Consider the following 15,208-nt stretch of genomic DNA (forward strand, 5'->3'; position numbering starts at 1 on the left):
CCTTGGCGACGCCGCGGCGACCCTGCGCGCGGCCCTGGCCGCGCTCGACACGCTGCCGCAGACCCGCCTGCTGCGTGCCTCGCAGCTGTACCGCAGCCCGGCCTGGGGCCGCGAGGACCAGCCGGACTTCATCAACGCCGCGGCGCTGGTGAGCACCACGCTGCCGGCGCCGGAGCTGCTGCAGGCGCTGCTGGACCTGGAGCACCGCCACGGCCGCCAGCGCCTGCCCGGCGAGCGTTGGGGCCCGCGCACCCTGGACCTGGACCTGCTGCTGTATGCGCAGGCCGTGATCGACCTGCCCGGGCTGCAGGTGCCGCATCCGTATCTGCACCAGCGTGCCTTCGTGCTGCTGCCGCTGGCCGAGATCGCCGCCGACGCGGTCATTCCGGGCCATGGAACGGTGCGTGACGCACGCGACCGCATCGAAACCGGCGGGATCGTGCCAATCGGTAGATAATGCTCGGCTCATTACCGCAGCACATGAGCTTATGAGCAGTCACGCCGACAGCAAGCCCTGGACCGTTCCCGCCCTGGCCGAGGCCAAGCGCCGCCAGCAGAAGCTGGTGATGCTGACCGCCTACGACGCCGGCTTCGCGCGGACCTTCGACGCCAACGGCGTGGACCTGATCCTGATCGGCGATTCGCTGGGCATGGTGGTGCAGGGCCACGATTCGACCCTGCCGGTGAGCGTGGACGACATCGCCTATCACACCGCCGCGGTGGCGCGGGTGCTGCAGCGCGCGCTGCTGGTGGCCGACCTGCCGTTCCAGTCCGATGCCACCCCCGAGCGCGCCTTGGACGCGTCGACCCGGCTGCTGCAGGCGGGCGCGGAGATGGTCAAGCTCGAGGGCGCCGGCCACAAGCTGGAGGTGATCCGCTTCCTCAGCGAACGCGACATCCCGGTGTGCTCGCACCTGGGCCTGACCCCGCAGTCGGTGCTGACCTTCGGCGGCTACAAGATCCAGGGCCGCGAAGAGGCCGCCGCGGCCAAATTGCTGGCCGACGCCAAGGCGGTCGCCGCGGCCGGCGCCGCGCTGCTGGTACTGGAATGCGTGCCGTCGCCGCTGGCCGCGCGCATCACCGCCGAGATCGACATCCCCACCATTGGCATCGGCGCCGGCCCCGAGTGCGACGGCCAGGTGCTGGTGATGCACGACTTCCTCGGCCTGGACAGCGGCCACCGCCGCCCGCGCTTCGTCAAGGATTTCCTGGCCGAAGGCGGTTCCATCGCCGGTGCTGCCCGCGCCTATGCCGACGCGGTCCGCGCCGGCACCTTCCCCGACGCCGAACACGCCTACGCCAAATGATCGAGACCGTCACCGACCTGGCGCGACTGCGCGCCATCGTTTCCGGCTGGAAGCGGCAGGGCCTGCGCGTGGCCTTCGTGCCGACCATGGGCAACCTGCACGCCGGACATTTCTCGCTGGTGATGCTGGCGCGGCAATACGCCGATCGCGTGGTCTCCAGCGTCTTCGTCAATCCGACCCAGTTCGGCCCGAACGAAGACTTCACCCGCTACCCGCGCACCCCGGAAGCCGACACCAGCGGCCTGGAGGGCGCCGGCTGCGACGTGCTGTGGCTACCGACGGTGGAAAGCATGTATCCGCTGGGCGTGGAGCTGGCGTTGCGCATGCACACCCCGGGCGTCAGCGAGGTGCTGGAAGGCGCCTGCCGGCCCGGCCATTTCGACGGCGTCTGCACCGTGGTCGCGCGCCTGTTCAACCAGGTGCAGCCGGACCTGGCCGCGTTCGGCAAGAAGGACTACCAGCAACTGGCGGTGATCCGGCAGATGGTGGCCGACCTGGCGTTCCCGATCGAGATCCTGGGCGGCGGCATCGTGCGCGAGGCCGACGGCCTGGCGATGAGCTCGCGCAACCAGTACCTGTCGGCGGAGGAGCGGCCGCGCGCGGCGCAGATCCACCGCACCCTGCGGGCGATGCGCGACGGTCACCTGGCTGGGCGCCCGCGCGCCGAGGTGGAGGCGGCGGCGACCGCGCAGCTGCAGGCGGCCGGTTTCGAGGTCGACTACAGCGTGCTGCGCACGCCCGACCTGAGCGAGCCGCAGGACGGCACCGGCCCGCGCGTGGCGCTGATCGCCGCGCGCCTGGGCCGCACCCGCCTGATCGACAACCTGGAATTCTGAGCGCGGCAGGCCGCGGTCGCCGTCGTCGTAGGCGCGGCTTCAGCCGCGACCGGGCTTTCCCGCGATCGCCGGTCGCGGCTGAAGCCGCTCCTGCGACGGTTTGAGGCCGCCCCTCACCACCGCCACCTAACCCTCGACGGTTTGAGGCCGCCCCTCACCACCGCCACCTAACCCTCGGCTGCTAAACTGCGCGTCTTTCCTGACCGCAGTCCCGTGCCATGCAACTGAGCCTGTTGAAGACCAAGATCCACCGCGCCACCGTCACCCATTCCGAGCTGAACTACGAAGGCTCGATCGCCATCGACGGGCTGCTGCTGGACGCGACCGGCATCCGCGAATTCGAGCAGGTGCACATCTGGGACGTCACCAACGGCGCGCGCTTCAGCACCTACGCGATCCGCGCCGACGAGGGCAGCGGCATCATCTCGCTCAACGGCGGCGCCGCGCGACACGTGCAGGTCGGCGACCTGATCATCATCGCTGCCTTCGCCGGCATGAGCGAAGAGGAAGCCGCGCGTTTCCAGCCGACCCTGGTCTACGTGGACGGCGCCAACAAGATCACCCACACCAACACCACCATCCCAAAGCAGGCCGCATGACACAGTCCACCGGTTTCGACGCACTGCATTCCCACGCCCAGCGCCTGCGCGGGGCGCGCCTTCCCGACCTGCTGGCGGCCGAACCCGGCCGTGCCGAGACGTTGGCGTTGCAGGTCGGACCGCTGTACTTCAATTTCGCCCGGCAGAAGTACGACCGCGCCGCGCTCGACGCGCTGCTCGCGCTGGCCGCCGAACACGACCTGGCCGGCGCCTTCCAGCGCCTGTTCCGTGGCGAGACGGTCAACGTCACCGAAGGCCGCGCCGCACTGCACACCGCGCTGCGCGGCGACCTCACCGACGCACCGTTGGCCAGCCAGGCCCACGCCAGCGCGCGCGAGGTGCAGCAGCGCATGCGCGCGCTGATCGACGCCCTGGCGCAGACCGAGGTCACCGACATCGTCAGCGTCGGCATCGGCGGCTCCGATCTCGGCCCGCGCCTGGTCGCCGACGCGCTGCGTCCGGTCACCGGCGCGCGCTTCCGAGTGCACTTCGTCTCCAACGTGGACGGCGCGGCGATGCAGCGCACCCTCGCCACGCTGGGTCCGGCGCGTACCGCCGGCGTGCTGATCTCCAAGACCTTCGGCACCCAGGAAACCCTGCTCAACGGCCAGATCCTGCGCGACTGGCTGGGCGGCAGCGAGCGCCTGTACGCGGTCAGCGCCAACCCCGAGCGCGCCGCCAAGGCCTTCGACATCGCCGCCGGCCGCGTGCTGCCGATGTGGGACTGGGTGGGTGGCCGCTATTCGCTGTGGTCGGCGGTGGGCTTCCCGATCGCGCTGGCGATCGGCGCCGACGCCTTCGAACAGTTGCTGGAAGGCGCCGCGCAGTTCGACGACCACGCCCTGAACGCGCCGCTGGAGCGCAACGTGGCCGTGCTGCATGGCCTGACCACGCTGTGGAACCGCAACCTGCTCGGCTATGCGACGCAGGCGGTGATGACCTACGACCAGCGCCTGGCGCTGCTGCCGGCCTACCTGCAGCAGCTGGTGATGGAGAGCCTGGGCAAGCGCGTGCGCCTGGACGGCAGCCCGGTCGAGGCCGACACCGTGCCGGTGTGGTGGGGCGGCGCCGGCACCGACGTGCAGCACAGCTTCTTCCAGGCGCTGCACCAGGGCACCAGCATCGTGCCGGCCGACTTCATCGGCTGCATCCGCAACGACGACCCGTACACCGTCAACCACCAGGCGCTGCTGGCCAACCTGCTGGCGCAGACCGAAGCGCTGGCGAACGGGCAGGGCAGCGACGATCCGGCCCGCGACTACCCGGGCGGCCGCCCGAGCACGCTGATCCTGCTCGACGCGCTGACCCCGCAGGCGCTGGGCGCGCTGATCGCGATGTACGAGCACAGCGTGTACGTGCAGTCGGTGGTCTGGGGCATCAACGCCTTCGACCAGTTCGGCGTGGAACTGGGCAAGCAGCTGGCGAGCCAATTGCTGCCGGCGCTGCAGGGCCAGTCCACCGAGATCGCCGACCCGGTGACGCGCGCGGTGCTGGGGCGGTTGCAGGGCTGACGCGAAGCGAAGCGCACGGGTCCGTTCGCCGCCGTGCGTTCGCGAGGAACGATGCGGCCTGCGGGCGTGCATCGCAATGGCAATCTCCGGTCCAGGAAGGAAGCAGGGATGATGAACGCGAAAAGGATGGTGTGTTGGATGTTGCTGCCGGCGGTGCTGAGCCTGGGGGCGTGCCAGCGGCAGGCTCCGGAGCAGAATCCGGCCACGGCGGCGCAACCGCTGCACGTCGTCGAGGTCCGGATCGGCGCGATGCGCGACGGAAGGCCTGTGCCGCAGACCAGCGATGCGCCGATCCTGGTCAACGTGGCCCTGCGCGGCGCTGCCCACGGACAGGCCCTGAAAGCGCGCTTGCTGGACCTGCGCGATGGTCGCCAGGTCGGGCTGGTGGAGCGCGCCATGACCCGCTCCGATCAGCTCCAGTCGCTGCGTTTCGACAACGCGGCCGGCTGGCCGCCGGGGCGTTACATGCTGGAGGTGACGCTCGACGGCAAGCTCGCCTCGCAGCAGGACGTCGACGTGATGGAGCCGGCGAACAGCGCGCCGCGTACGGGCTCCTAGCGCGGCGCGGCGCCCGTACTTGACAGCGCCTGCAGGAACAGCACCAGCTTGTGCTTCTCCTCCGCGGTCAGACTGATCGGTCGATTGCGGGCGAGGTTGCGATAGTAGACCTCGTGTTCCACCGCCGCCGGCAGATCGGCGATGCTGCCGTCGTGCATATAGGGCGCGGTATCGGCGACCGTCCGTAGCGACGGGGTGCGGAAGGCGCCCAGATCCTGCGGCGCCCGCGTCACCGCAAAGCGGCCCAGTTCCGCCACGCGAACGTCGGAGAGGATGGAATCGCCCAGGCTCCTGCCTTCGCGCTTCTGTCGCTCCAGTACGTCGAGCAGGGCGGCGACGTTGCCGGCGACTTGGTTGAAACCGATGCCGGCGTGATGGAAGCACTGATCGCTCGTGGTCGCAGGCGTGCCGTCCAGCCGGTGGCAATCGACGCAGCCGGCCTTGCCGGAAAACAGCGCCAATCCCTCGCGTTCGTCCTCGCTCAGCGATGCGCGCGCGCCATGCGTCGTCCGGTACGTCTCGTAGCGCGTGGGCGGCGCCGGCAAGGCGCGGATGTAGGTGGCGAGCGCGGCGGCCACGACCTGGATGTCGCCGTCGTCCTCGCCGGCGGCTGCATGCAACAGTGACGCGTAGCGCGGGTCGCGGGCGAGGTGGGCCAGCACGGCCTGCCGATCGGCCAGGCCCATCTCGCGCGGGTTGGTCAATGGTTGCAGGACCGCCTCTTCCAGTGTCGCTGCGCGTCCGTCCCAGAAAAAGTGGGTCATGAAGCGGCTGTCGAGCAGGCTGGGCGCGTTGCGTGTGCCGTGTTGGCCGCCCGTCCCGGTGGACACCGCGGCACCGTCGGTATAGGCCAACTCGGCGCGATGGCAGCTTGCGCAACTGGTCTTGCCATCCGCGCTGAGCCGCATGTCGTGGAACAGCGCCTGGCCAAGCGCGATCCGCGCTGCCGCCGTGTCGTGCTGATCGCCACCACACCCGGTCAGCACCAGGACCAGGGCGGCCGACCACAGGCGCATGCAGATGACGATGTGATGACGCCAGTTCCTTGGCATGACGCTGTTGACTCCTGTCCCCACTGTCGGATATCTATATCCAGGCTGAATGCACGAAGCAAGGTCAGCATACGGACAGCCGGCCATCGTGGCCAGTCTTCAGGGATGAAAGCATGGAACGTCGCGGCGCAGGGATGGGCTCGGTGGTGGGTTTGCTAGAGCGGGCGGCGCATGTGCCCGCGCGCGGTTGGCGGCGCATCGTGGGCAGAACGGTGGCGGCCTTGTTGCTCACCCTTCTGGCCTGCACGTCTGGTGCCACCTCCTACGTCTACGACGCGCAGGGGCGTCTGGTCGCGGTCAGCAACGATGCCGGTGCCAGTGCCCGCTATCGTTACGACACGATGGGCAATATCGTCGCCGTCGAACGCGTCTCCAGCGGAACCCTGGCGGTGCTGGGCTTCAGTCCGGGGCGCGGTGCGGCGGGCGATCGCGTGCTGATCCAGGGGCAGGGATTTTCCACCGCTGCGTCCTCCAACAGCGTGGCTTTCAATGGGCAGGCGGCCACGGTGGTGGCTGCCAGCGCACGCGAGTTGACCGTGCTCGTGCCTGCCAACGCCAGTACCGGCCCGATCTCCGTGACCGTGGCTGGACAGAGCGCGAGCAGTGCGCAGCAGTTCGTGGTCGATGCCAACCTCCGTCAGCCGACCATCACGGGCATATCGCCGTTGATCGCCAGCGCCGGTACGGCGATCACCGTCGACGGACAGAACCTGGTCCCGGTCGCCGGGCAGACAACGGCGAAGCTGGATCGCAAGACCGCGGTGCTGTCGAGCGCCACCGGCACGCGCCTGGTCTTTCCGGTGCCGGGCAGGAGCGGCAGCGGACCGGTGACCGTGACCACGCCCTACGGCAGCGCCACCAGCAGCCAGGATGTGCTGGTGGTGCCAAGCAGTGTGTCGTCCGTCGGCATCGCCAGCGTCACGCGCCTGACCCTGGACGCCGCCGCGGTCGACGTCGCGGTCGCCAACGCGGGTGGGTCCGCCGCGGTCCTGTTCACCGGCATGGCCGGCGATTACCTCAGCGCGCAATTTCAGTCGCTGGGGTCCACGACGTTGAACTACCTGGTGTTCGGCACCGATAACGTGGAGATCGCCAGTGGACTGGTGAATGCGAACCAGCCCACCCTGCATCTGCCGCGGTTGAAGGTGGGCGGCACTTACCTGTTGCTGCTCACACCCAGTACTTCCTCCGCCAGCTGGAAGATGGGAGTGGAGCATGCCGGGAGGCTTGCGCTGGACGGCGCCGAAACCAGTGTCGCCACGTCGATCGCCGCGCAATCGAAGCGTTACACCTTCCTGGCCCAGGCCGGGAGCAGGCTGGGCCTGGCGTTGACCGAGCAGTCGCCGGTCGGCAGCGGGTGGGGAACAGCTTTGGCGCAGGTCTTCGACGCCGACGGCGTCAATCTCGGCTATCAGTACTGCAATCAGGCCAACAACGGCTGCGCACTGAACATCGCCGCGCCCAGGACCGGCGTGTATCAGGTGCTGCTGACGCCCGGTACGAGCGGCGCACGCACAATGCGCCTGAATCTGTTGCTCTCATCGGATCTGGTGCAGGCGTTGCCGAAGGACCAGGATGTGGTCGTGGAGACACAGCGTAGAGGCCAGAATCTGCGTTTGTCGTTCGAGGCCGCGGCGGGCGAGGCGTTCGCGTTGCAAGTCGCCGGCCAGACCACCGCGCCCGCCGGCCGCGATGTTTACTACCGCGTTTACGCGCCTGATGGCACCAGTGTTGCCTCGATGGCGGTGCGCGCCGCAGGTACCACCTACGTGACGGCGAAGACCAGCGGCGCCTATCAGGTGCTGGTGGATCCCGGATTCGGAGAAACCGTGCGGTTGCAGATGCGGCTCAGCACCGGAGACGCAGGTGGTGGCGGTAGTGGGATCGATGGCGCCACCAGCGCATTCGCAACACAACTGCCGGGCGACAGCGTGTACTTCACCTTTACCGCGACCGCCGGGCAGAGCCTGGGGCTCGGCATCAGCGAGCTGCAGTCCAACGAAAGCGGCCCGCTCAACGTCACGATCTATGGCCCTTCAGGCACGCCGATGGCCGGTGCCGCCTGCGAGGTGGCCAACGACGGCTGTGATGTGAATCTGCCGGAACTGGCGGCGGGACGTTATGGCGTCCTGGTCGCCCCTGCCACGACGACGCAGACGATGCGCTTCAAGGCGACCCTGTCCACCGATCTGGCGCTTTCCTTGACGCGGGATGCGGTCAGCCAGGTCGGCATCGGCCGGCGCGGGCAGAACGCCGTGCTGTCGTTCCAGGCGGGTGCCGGCGACGCATTGGCACTGCAGGTGTCGGAGCAGACCACGACGCCGGCGAACGGCGTGGTGTACTACCGCGTGTACCGGCCCGATGGCACGGCGTTGTCGTCGATGGCGGTGTCTGGCGCGGGCACCCTGACGATGAATACGCCTATCGCCGGGACTTACCGACTGTTCGTGGATCCGCGCTATGGCGCCACCGTGGCCGCCAAGGTGCTGGTGACGACCGGGAGTGCGGGTGGGCTGCAACTGGATGGCAGCAGCGGCGAGTACAGCGCCGCCGCCGGTCAAAGCGTGTTCTTCAGCTTCAGCGCAGCGGCCTCGCAGAACCTGGGATTGGGCATCGGCGATCTGAACCTGAGCAGCGGGACCTATGTCAACGTCAAGATCGCCAATCCCAACGGTTCCACGCTCACGACCGCGACCTGCTATGCCGCCAATGGCTGCGCCTTCAATCTGCTCAACCTCGCCGCGGGCAACTATGGCGTGACCGTGAGTCCGCAATCTGGCTCCCAGAGCATGGCGTTCAAGGCGACCCTCTCCACGGAGGTCGCCGGCTTCCTGCAGAGGGATGCATTGAGTTCCGTGAACATCTCGCGCTATGCCCAGAATGCGCGCCTGACGTTCGCCGGGACCGCCGGCGAGAGCCTGGCTTTGCTCGTCGCTGACGCTGCGACCAGGCCGACAGGCCGCGACGTGGTTTATGCGGTGTATCGGCCGAACGGCGCGTTGTGGAAGGACGTGACGGCCAGCGGCAACGTCATTCTGGCCCTGCCCAATCTCCCGGAGACGGGGAGCTATCGGGTGTTCGTCGATCCGGTGGGCGGCGCGTTGTGGTCGGCCCGGTTGAAACTCTCCACGGGACAGGACGGCAATGTCGAACTGGACGGCGCAGGTGGCAGCTACCAGGCGCCCGCAGGGCAGGGCGTGCATTTCTCCATCGATACCCAGGCCGGCCAGAATCTGGGGCTGGGGATCACCGACATCGCGGTGAGTTCGGGCAGTTACTTCAATATCGCCGTCTACAGCCCGAACGGTACGACCTTGTACAGCGGCATCTGCTACGCCGAGGACGGATGTTCGTTGCCGCTGAGGAACACCTTGGCGGGACGCTACAGCGTAGTGGCGACACCGACCTCGGCGAGCCAGGCGATCAAGTTCCGCGCAGTGCTGTCGTCCGAGTTGCTGGATCAGCTGACCCGCGATCAGCCCTTGCATCTGGCGCTGGCCCGGTATGGGCAGAATGCGCGGCTCCGCTTCCAGGCGCAGGCGGGCGAGTCGTTGATGCTGCTGGTCGCGGCGCAGGCGACACTACCCGCCGGTCGCGATGTGGTGTATCGCGTGCTACGGCCGGATGGTGCTGTCTGGAAGACGGCGACCATCAAGGTGGGCGATGCCATCAATCTGATCAATATTCCAACGTCTGGCGAGTATGCAATCCAGGTCGAGAGCCGGACAGGAAGCCCGCTGGAAGCGGACATCATCCTGTCCTCGGGCGTCGCGCTGCCGATCGACGGCGCTCCTGCGCATGTCGTGACCCGGTTGCCGGCGCAGTACAAGCACTTTTCTTTCGTCGCCAGTCAGGGGCAGAACCTGGGACTGGGCATCAGCGGCATCCAGGTCGTCGGTCCCGGCGCGCAGCGCGTCGTCGCTACTCTCTACAAGGCCGATGGCAGCACATTGGCAAGCAGTTACTGCGATGTCGAACGTGGCGGCTGCGATTTCGATCTCGCCAATCTGGCGGCAGGCAAGTACGCGCTCTTGATCGGCCAGGGCGACGATCAGGCGGCGACCTATGACGTGACGCTGTCCAGCGATCTGCCCCTGAACCTGCAGCGCGACACGCCGCTGGCCGTTTCCGTTGCCCGGCGTGGACAGAATGCGCGGCTGCGTTTCCAGGGGCAGGCGGGCGACAAACTTGCTGTGCTGGTCCAGGAGCAGACGACCGCGCCGGCGGATGGCACCAGCTATTACCTCGTCTACCAGCCCAACGGCACCTTGCTCACGTCCGGATCGACGCGCACAGGAACCGTGATCGGCCTGGGCAGCCTGCCGACGACCGGCCAGTACAGCATTGTGGTCGATCCGCAGTATGGGCAGACGGTCGACACCACCGTCACCTTGTCCACCGGCACCCCGGTGGCCGTGGATGGTAGTCGCTCGTTCGCTGCGGGCACGCCCGGCGCAGGTATCTACTTCTGGTTCGATGCTCAAGCCGGGCAGAAGCTCGATCTCGGTCTCAATCAGATCGCATTGTCCGGCAGCGGGTTCGGTTGGGTTTATGTAACGCTTTATCGTCCGGACGGCAGCAAGGTCTTCTCCAACACGAATTGCTTCCGTACCTACGGCTGCGGATTCTCCATCGACGCCGCGCAAGCCGGACGCTATGGCGTCGTGGTGGTCCCTTCGACGGAAGACCAGAGCTTCTCCCTGACCGCCTCGGTGTCCAGCACCGTCGTCGGCACCTTGGCGTGGGATGTCCCGCAGTCGATCGCGCTGGACAGGCACGGAAAGACCGCCACGCTGTCCTTCAGCGGCAGGGCAGGGCAGGGCGTACTGATGCGGGTGGTCAATCAGACGACCTCGCCGGCCGGCCGGCCGGTGACCTACGCGCTGTACCGGCCGGACGGGCAGTTCTACAGATCGTTCAGCGCAAGCACCGGCAGCAGCGACCTGAGTTTCCCGGCGCTGCCGACAAGCGGCACCTATCGATTGCGGATCGTGCCCGAGGACGGTGTCACCGCGGCGATGGACACCACGTTGGACAGTACACCCTAGAACACCGGCGCGGTTCCGTCGAACGGACGCAGAACGGAAGCAGGCATGGAGCGGAGCGAGCATATGACGTGGTTCAACAGCGCATGGAAAAGCGTGATCCTGGGTGGGCTGCTGGGCGCGCTGGCGTCGACGGCCGCCTCCCAACAGCTGGTCTGGTCGACGGCGGCCATGCCGGCCGTCGGCATTGGCGCTGTTCCTGCAGTGGTCGGGCAGTGGCATGCGACCACATTGGCCGATGGCAGCGAGCTGGCTCTGGCGCCCGACGGGCGCTTTCTGCGCCATCGCGTGCCCGGTCAGCGTGCGCGCGAGATCGCGCTGCCATCGGTACGCATCGATGCCAGCGTCACCTTGCTGCCGAGCGGGCGCGTGCTGGTCTGGGGCGGGCGCGATGCCAAGGGCCGACTGCAGGACGGCGGCGCGTGGTTCGATCCCACGAGCCTTTCCGTGCAGTCCGCCACGGGGCTGAGCCTGCGTGCGCGCTATGGACATACCGCCACGGTCCTCACCGATGGCCGCCTGCTCCTCGCCGGCGGCACCGGCGATGGCGCCGGCGCTGGCGCGCAGCTCTGGGACGAGGCCAGCGATCGGGCGATCACCCTGCCTGCGGATCTGCCGGGCGGCGGCAACGCAACCTCGCGCCTGCTGGCCGATGGCCGTGTGGCGTTGCCGGCGTCGCGGAACGCCCAGCGCATCGCCAGCGATGCCGTATTCGATCCGCTCGCGGGTGCGTTTCTTCCGTATCCGGCCAGCATCGCCGATACGCCAGGCGCGCCACGGCTCGCCGGCAGCGTGCCGGTGCAGGGGGCAGCCGGCGTCGCGCCGACCGCGCGGCTCGCGCTGCGCTTCTCGCGTCCGCTGCACATGCCCACGTTGTCCGCGCGCACCGTCACCCTGGTCGGTCCGGAGGGGCGCGTCGCGGTACGCATCGCGCCTGTGGAGCAGGGGCGTCTGCTGTTCGTGCAGCCGCGTCAGGCCTTGTTCCCGGATTCCCGCTACACCCTGATGGTCGACGGTGCGCGCGGCGCATCGGGCGATGCCGTGCCGTTGATCGCCCTGGATTTCCGCACCGCCGCCTACGACAGCAACGGACAGCCGGTGGCGCACGCAGCGGCCGCGCCGGCAGAGGCGGGCGCTGCACCCAGCGTGCAGATGACCGGTGCAGGCACGCCGGCGTCCTGTGCCAATGACGGTGTGCCGTGCCGCGCGCACGGCCTGTTGGTGGACGGCGTCTGGTACCCGGGACAGGACAATACCGACAGCCGCTGGCGCATCTATGGCGCCTCGCAACAGCCGGAACATAATGCCCGCATTGCGCGGATCGCCGCGACCTTCCACGTGACGATGGTGCGCGGGCGTGTGGTGCGGGTCGACCAGCAACCCGTGGCCGGGGTCGAGGTCAGCATCGGCAAGGAGCGCGCGCTTACCGACAAGAACGGCTGGTTCACCCTGTTCGATGTGCCGGCGGGGCATCAGGAACTCTACGTCGACGGCAGCACCGCCAATACGGCCGGCGCCGAATACGGTCAATTCGTCGTCGGCACCGAAGTCGCCGCTGGCCGATTGAACGAACTCGGCTATCTGCTGCATCTGCCACGCATCGCCGCGCGCGACAAGATCCGGATCCCGTCGCCTACCGTCCAGGACATGGTCGTTGGCCACCCGGACATTCCCGGCCTGCAATTGCGCATTCCCAAGGGCACCGTCGTGCTGGACCGCAAGGGCCGCCTGGTGACCGAACTGGCGATCGTGCCGACGCCGGTCAATCGCGCGCCGTTCCCGGTCACCGAAAACCATCCGATGGCGTTCACGGTCGAGCCGGGCGGCGCGCAGATCCGCGGACTCGACCCCGGCGCCAACAACGGCATTCAGGTCTACTACCCCAACTACGACGGCTACGCCGCGGGTACCCAGGCCAATTTCTGGATGTACGACCCGCGCGATGGCTGGCGCGTCTACGGCAAGGGCACCGTTTCGGCCGACGGCAAGCATTTCGTTCCCGAGCCTGGCGTCGCCTTGCACCAGACCATGGGCGGCATGTACAGCGTGCCCAGCAACGACCCGCCCAGCGAGGCCGGGTTGCCGCCGGATGGGCATTGCTGCGGAACCCCGGGTAGCGGCGGCGTCGCCAATGCGGCCGATCCCATCGACCTGAAGACCGGCGAATTCGTCCATTCGGAAACCGACCTGCAGATCGCCGACGTGACGGCGCTGAGCCTGTCGCGCAGCTACCGTCCCCATGACATGAAGCAGCGCGAGTTCGGCATCGGCACCGCGTCCAACTGGGGCTACTACCTGCACAACCCCGGGGGCACCTACGATTCGCTCGATCTGGTGCTGCCGACTGGCGCTTATATCCGCTTCGATCGGGCCTCCGGTTCCGGCCCGCGTGGCGAGTGGCGCCAAGCCGGTTCGACCACGCAGTATGCGGGCGCCGTGCTGCAGTCGGTCTACGATCCGGACCCGTTGCAGCCCTGGGGCCGCGGCTTCCGCATCACCCTGCGCGACGGCAGCCGCATGCAGTTCTCCAGCTACATGGACACCCGCCTGCGCTGGCTGGAAGACCGCTATGGCAACCGCACCACGCTGCTCTACGATGCCGGCTTGGTCGCGCGCATCGTCTCGCCCAGCGGGCGCTACATTGGCCTGGAGTACGACACCCGCAATCGCGTTGCAGCGGCGACCGACAACGCCGGCAACCGCTGGACCTATGCCTACGACAGCAATGGCTTGCTTGCCACGGTGGGGTTCCCCGATGGCGGCAGCAAGGCGTATGCCTACCAGACCAGAAGCCAGAACAACGCACTCGCGCAGCATCGGATGCAGTCCATCACCGACGCGCGCGGCAAGCGCGTCCTGCTCAACGAGTTCGAGGTCGTCAACGGCGTGTCCACCGGCAGGGTCGTCAAGCAGACCCAGGCCGACGGCGGCGTCTTCGTCATCGACTATGCGCATGTCGACGGTGACAGCACCGGCGTGCTCGTCACCAGTCCGGACGGCAGCAAGCGCCGCGTCGTGTTCGACGGCAACAGTGCCTACCCGAAGACCGACATCCTGGCCTACGGCACCGACAAGCAACAGACCTACAGCTTCGAGCGCAACGCCTACGGGCAGGTCACCGCCAGTATCGACCCGCTCGGCCGTCGCACCGAGTATCGCTACGACGCGGGCGGGCGACCGCTGCAGGTCACGTTGCTGGCGGGCACCACACAGGCGCGCGTGTCCAGCCTCAGCTACAACAGCGACGGCGACCTGCAATCGGCGACGGATCCGCTCGGGCGGGTCACGCGCCTGGACTACGGCGCCAACCGCTGCCTGACCGCGGTCACCGATCCTGGCGGCCGCACGGCGCGCTTCGCCTGCGATGGCGCGGGCCTGCCGTTGAGCGCGACCAATGCGATCGGCCAGACGATCGCTTTTCAGTACGCTGGCTACGATCTGGCCGGCATGGTCGATCCGCTGGGGCGCAGCACCCGCTTCCAGTACGACAGCCTCGGTCGGGTGACCGGCAGCCGCGACGACCTGGGCAACGCCACGCGCCAGGAATACGACGCGCTTGGCCGTGTCAGCAAGGCCTACGACGCCGCCGGCAATGTGACCGAATTCGGCTACGACAAGAACGGCAACGTCGTGGCGATCCTGCTGCCGCACGGCAACGGCATCACCTACACCTACGACGAGCGCAACCGTCCGCTGACCCGTACCGACGCGCTGGGCCAGTCCGAGACCTGGACCTACGACACCATGGACCGGGTCGCCAGCTACACCGATCGCAAGGGCCAGAAAAAGACCTTCACCTACGACGTGCTCGGGCGCCTGTCGGTGGTCACCGAGGCCGACGGGCGCACCCAGACCTTCACCTACGACGCCGGCAACCGCCGTGTCGCGCTGGTCGATTCGGCAGCGGGTACCCTGAGCTGGGACTACGACCTGTTCGACCAGGTCATCAAGGCCATCACACCGCAAGGCAACATCGTCTACGAATACGACGCCGCGGGCCGCCGTACCAAGATGATCGCGGCCAACCAGGCGGCACTGGAATACCGCTACGACGACGTCGACCGCTTGCGCACCCTGCTGCAGGGGAGCGAGACCGTGGCGTTCGATTACGATGCCGCCGATCGCCTCACCGAGACCACGCTGCCCAACGGCGTCAAGACCGGGTACGCCTACAACACCGCCAACCAGACCACCGGCATCGCCTGGCTCAAGCCGGACGGTACGGCCCTGGGCGAGATCGGCTACGGCTACGACCAGGTCGGCCGCCTGGTGGCGCAGACCGGCAGCTTCGCCCCGCAGG

At 68.1% G+C, this 15,208-nt stretch carries 9 protein-coding genes; 8 read left to right on the forward strand and 1 reads right to left on the reverse strand.

Annotated features, from left to right (window positions below; all coding sequences use genetic code 11):
- From folK to D180_RS03520, 6 genes are all read left to right on the forward strand, one after another.
- Positions 1-457 (forward strand): 2-amino-4-hydroxy-6-hydroxymethyldihydropteridine diphosphokinase (gene folK / locus D180_RS03495; RefSeq protein WP_017911687.1); only part of this gene is annotated, 457 nt, incomplete at its 5' end.
- Between the two features lie 31 nt (positions 458-488).
- Positions 489-1,307, forward strand: coding sequence for a 3-methyl-2-oxobutanoate hydroxymethyltransferase (gene panB, locus D180_RS03500; protein WP_017911688.1), 819 nt, complete (start codon positions 489-491; stop codon positions 1,305-1,307).
- Positions 1,304-2,143: a pantoate--beta-alanine ligase gene (gene panC, locus D180_RS03505; protein ID WP_017911689.1), complete on the forward strand. Its 840-nt coding sequence runs from the start codon at positions 1,304-1,306 to the stop codon at positions 2,141-2,143. Before panB ends, panC begins: the two co-directional genes overlap by 4 nt.
- Before the next feature lie 218 nt (positions 2,144-2,361).
- Positions 2,362-2,742 (forward strand): aspartate 1-decarboxylase, encoded by a 381-nt coding sequence (gene panD / locus D180_RS03510; protein WP_017909999.1) that lies wholly within the window; start codon positions 2,362-2,364, stop codon positions 2,740-2,742.
- Positions 2,739-4,253 carry a glucose-6-phosphate isomerase gene (pgi, locus tag D180_RS03515; protein WP_017911690.1) on the forward strand — a complete coding sequence of 505 codons (1,515 nt, stop codon included), beginning with the start codon at positions 2,739-2,741 and terminating at the stop codon, positions 4,251-4,253. Before panD ends, pgi begins: the two co-directional genes overlap by 4 nt.
- A gap of 138 nt (positions 4,254-4,391) precedes the next feature.
- Positions 4,392-4,811, forward strand: a complete 420-nt coding sequence (locus D180_RS03520; RefSeq protein WP_017911691.1) for a hypothetical protein — start codon at positions 4,392-4,394, stop codon at positions 4,809-4,811.
- On the opposite strand, the gene D180_RS03525 is transcribed toward D180_RS03520, so the two are convergent.
- On the reverse strand, positions 4,808-5,863 hold the full coding sequence (locus tag D180_RS03525) for a cytochrome c peroxidase (RefSeq protein ID WP_157835416.1): 1,056 nt from the start codon (positions 5,861-5,863) through the stop codon (positions 4,808-4,810). The genes D180_RS03520 and D180_RS03525 overlap by 4 nt on opposite strands.
- Before the next feature lie 113 nt (positions 5,864-5,976).
- Between D180_RS03525 and D180_RS03530 the strand changes: the two genes are divergently transcribed.
- Positions 5,977-10,911, forward strand: coding sequence for an IPT/TIG domain-containing protein (locus D180_RS03530; RefSeq protein ID WP_081616385.1), 4,935 nt, complete (start codon positions 5,977-5,979; stop codon positions 10,909-10,911).
- A 63-nt stretch (positions 10,912-10,974) separates the two neighbouring features.
- Positions 10,975-15,208 (forward strand): DUF6531 domain-containing protein (locus D180_RS22780; protein ID WP_043090421.1); only part of this gene is annotated, 4,234 nt, incomplete at its 3' end.

The sequence above is a fragment of the Xanthomonas sp. SHU 166 genome (genome assembly GCF_000364685.1).
Classification (GTDB): domain Bacteria; phylum Pseudomonadota; class Gammaproteobacteria; order Xanthomonadales; family Xanthomonadaceae; genus Xanthomonas_A; species Xanthomonas_A sontii.